Raw genomic sequence first — 1,454 nt, forward strand, 5'->3', positions numbered from 1 at the left:
CCGGAGCGCAGCAGACGGTGGACCTCCACGCCTCGGTGGAGTTCCTTGTGCAGGTTCTCGCGACGGGAGTTGGTGATGCGCAGGCCGAGGGAGAGCTTCAGCATGGCCGCGGCGCCGGACCGGCAGGCCCTCGGCGCAGGTGACCGACCAGTGCTGGGGCTTGGTGATCAGCCTGAACGAGGGCCGGGCGACGGGCAGTTGCCTGAGGCGGGGAGGCGGCAGTTGCCCGTTGCGGAGGACCCGGCCGGGCTGGAGGCCGGGGAGTGGCCCGGGCAGGGGCCAGGCGGCCGGCAGGCGGCTGCGGCAGGTGCCCTGAGGGTGCCCGGCGGGGGAGACCGGTCGGGGCATCGCGTGGGTGATCCGCTGACCCGTACGTGGAGAGACCGGCTGACGAGCCGTTACAACAAGCTTCTACAACCGCACAAGGAAACCCTCGTGAACCGCACACCCTCACCAGACGGCCGCCCGCACACCCCCGAGCGCGGCCAGGACGCCACGCCCGGCGCGCTCACGGCAGACCCGGGGTCCCTGCCGCGGCAGAAGAACGGCGAGGCGGGCGTGCCCGGGCAGTCAGCCGTCACGACCGACCCGCCGGACACGCCACCGGCCGTGACGACCGACCCGACGGGCACGCCGCGACCTGCCCGTGATCCGGCCTCGGCCTCCGCGCCCTCAGAGGCTGTCCGCCGGGGACCGGCCGACGTCTCCGAAGCCGAACGCCCCGGTGAGCCCCGGCTGGCTGTGCGCCCCGTCGAACGCCCCGGTGAGCCTGGGCCGGCTGTGCGCCCCGCCGAACTCCCCGAGTTCGCCGACCTGTTGGAACACCCGGACCCGGGCGCCGCGGCCAACGCGGCCGGCGTGGAGAACCTGCTCCGTTGCTGGATCCGCGAGCGCAACCTCACACCGGAAGCCGGCGGCGACGTCTTACGCATCGACCTGCCCGCGAGCGGCCTGACCCTGCTCGCCCCCGTGCACTACTGGTCTCCCACCGGCTGGCACCGCCTCGGCCCGCCCGTCTTCGCGGCCGCCCCCACCGGCGCCCCACCGGCCGACGCCGTCACGGTGGCGGCTCTCCTGGGCCGGGAGACGGAGGCGGCCGCGCAGGAGCAGCCCGCCACCCGTGCGCAGCCCGAACCCGAGCCCGGAACCACCACCGCCTGGCCCGCAGTCGGCGACGGCAGTGACCTGGTCGGCCGCGTCGCCGACTCGGTCCGCCGCACGACGGAATTCCTCACCCTCCGCCGCCGACCCAACTCCACCCCGACTCCGATCCCCGCAGCCCCGGGAACCGCCCACGCGGACTCACTCCCCGCGGCCGCGGGCGCCGATCACTCGGCTCCACCCTCCGCGGCCCCAGGAACCGCCAGCCCAACCCGGCTCTCCGCGGCCCCCGCCGCCGATCACTCAGCTCCGGCCCCCGAGGCCTCAGGCACCGCCCACCCGACTCCGATCCC

At 75.4% G+C, this 1,454-nt stretch carries 2 pseudogenes; one reads left to right on the forward strand and one right to left on the reverse strand.

Annotation, left to right across the window (positions count from 1 at the left end):
• Nucleotides 1–122 (reverse strand): annotated as a pseudogene (locus tag G6045_RS40515) (IucA/IucC family protein); the annotation flags it as partial.
• A 313-nt stretch (nucleotides 123–435) separates the two neighbouring features.
• Between G6045_RS40515 and G6045_RS40520 the strand changes: the two are divergent.
• Nucleotides 436–1,454, forward strand: a pseudogene (locus G6045_RS40520) (hypothetical protein); the annotation flags it as partial.

This window comes from Streptomyces mesophilus (assembly GCF_011044995.1).
In the GTDB taxonomy this organism is placed as follows: Bacteria; Actinomycetota; Actinomycetes; order Streptomycetales; family Streptomycetaceae; genus Streptomyces; species Streptomyces mesophilus.